The sequence below is a fragment of the Syntrophomonas sp. UBA1041 genome (assembly GCF_002316705.1).
In the GTDB taxonomy this organism is placed as follows: Bacteria; Bacillota; Syntrophomonadia; order Syntrophomonadales; family Syntrophomonadaceae; genus DTU019.
The window spans coordinates 2,369-4,406 of record NZ_DCEA01000038.1 but is presented as its reverse complement, the minus strand read 5'-3'; the positions used below and the strand labels follow the sequence as shown (position 1 = coordinate 4,406).

Annotated in this window: 2 protein-coding genes; one reads left to right on the top strand and one right to left on the bottom strand. The window is 53.4% G+C overall.

Annotated features, from left to right (window positions below):
• Window positions 1-1,132 (bottom strand): asparagine synthase (glutamine-hydrolyzing) (gene asnB, locus B2633_RS06240; protein WP_483169792.1); only part of this gene is annotated, 1,132 nt, incomplete at its 3' end.
• Window positions 1,133-1,444: 312 nt separating this feature from the next.
• On the opposite strand from asnB, the gene B2633_RS06235 reads away from it, so the two are divergent.
• On the top strand, window positions 1,445-2,038 hold a 594-nt coding region (locus B2633_RS06235; RefSeq protein WP_483169791.1), incomplete at its 3' end, for a nitrilase-related carbon-nitrogen hydrolase.

The following is a 2,038-nucleotide window of genomic DNA, read 5'->3' as shown; positions in this document are numbered from 1 at the left end:
CGCATTCGCCCGAAAGCGCCACCACATAGTCCTGGCGCATTTCCGTACACAGCAGCATCAGGGAGGTATCTATATCGGCCATGCCCGGTAAATCTGTGGCCAGGAGGGCATTGTACAGAGCATAGTACAGATCCCGGGGGTGAACCCGGACCTTGTGATGCCTGGTTCCCAGGAACCCGGCAATCTTCTCCGCCCAGAAGGCATCCCCCGCCTCTGCCTGCCTGAGGTTGGCTTCGCTCTGCTCATATTCCACACAGTAAGTATGCAGCGGCGCCAAATCAGCGGCGGTATGTTTACTGGCCAGGGCGGTTATAAGACTGGAATCCAGGCCGCCGGACAAGAGCGTACAAAGCGGAACATCGGCCGACATCTGCCGCTCGACTATATCCTCCAGGAGACAGCGCAGGTGGGCGGCGGTGGTTTTCGCATCTTCATGATGGGTCCGGTGGTGTAGTTGCCAATAAGACCCGCTCTTGCTTCCCTCTCGGCTGTAGAGCAGGGCATGGCCGGGTTTCAGCTCGAGAATCCCTTTAAATATGCCATGCCCGGGGGTGCGCCCCGGCCCCATCACCAGAATCTCGGCCAGCCCTGCGGCGTCGACCTGCGGCCTTATCAAGGGGTTGGCCAGAAGAGCTTTCAATTCCGAAGCAAACAGGAATTGATCGTCCTTCTGGCTGTAAAATAAGGGCTTTACCCCCATCCTGTCCCGGGCCATGAACAAAGTCTGTTCATTTTCATCCCAGATGGCGAAAGCGAATATGCCATTAAGTCTTTTCACACAATCCGGGCCCCATTCCAGATAGGAGAGCAAAAGTGCTTCCGTATCGGAATTTCTGGACTGGAATCTATAGCCCCTGGATTGCAGTTCCGTCCTCAATTCGGCAGTGTTGTATAATTCTCCATTATAAGTGATCACACCGCTCTTTTGTCGATGTTGTCTCCGCATGGGCTGAGCCCCTCCGGCAGGGTCAACCACCACCAGGCGGCGGTGGCCCAAAACCGCGTGGGAGGATACCCATATGCCCTGGGCGTCAGGCCCGCGGTGCATCATGGTCTTAACCATTTTTTCAACTATAGGCTGTTTGTATTTGTATCCGTCATCCCATCCGATCCAACCGGCGATTCCACACATAAAAAATACCTCCCTATAATTAGCAATAAAAAAGGGCATGAGGAGCCTTTACAGTTCTCGGCCTCATTGCCTAATATAGATTTATGCCAGTATAATAGGGATGTTACCGTTTAGCATGTGTATACTTGAACAGTTGTGGATACGATCTCGAAAGAAAAACGGTTACCCCTCGTTAAAGTTCCCGGCTATAATTGAATTGAACCAAAATACTGAAGATGATTGCTTGGCGCCCTATACTTGACTTTAATGCGGATAGCGGAGAATGCGGGAGGCCCTGTAAGCCGTATATAGGACCTGAATGAGGATACTGACATGAGAGTGACGATTGCGCAAATCAATCCTACCGTAGGTGATCTGGAAGGCAACTTCCGGATTATCGAAAAGGCTGTCGCCAGGGCCGGTCTGGATAGCAGTGATCTGGTAGTTTTTCCCGAACTGACCACCATCGGCTATCCGCCTCAGGATCTCCTGGAACGCCCCTGGTTTGTGGAACAGACCCAGCGCTATCTGGAAAAGGTCGTGGCCCTGTCAGAACGATATGACGGCCTGGGCATATTGATAGGAACCCCAACCTTCTCCGCGAAGGCCGGCAAATCCCTGCACAATTCGGCAGTGCTGATTTACCGGGGAGCGGTTCTGGCCGAACGCCACAAGAGCCTGTTGCCCAGTTATGATGTATTCGATGAGACCCGTTATTTTGAACCTGCGGTGCATAACCTGCCGGTCAACTTCAAAGACCAGCGCCTGGGCATCAACATCTGCGAAGATGCCTGGAATGACCCGGCCTTCTGGCCGGCCCAACTCCCTTACCGCTCCGATCCCATAAGATTATTGGCCGATGCCGGGGCTACCGTGTTCATCAACCTCTCCGCCTCACCCTTTCATGCCGGCAAAGAAGAGCTGCGC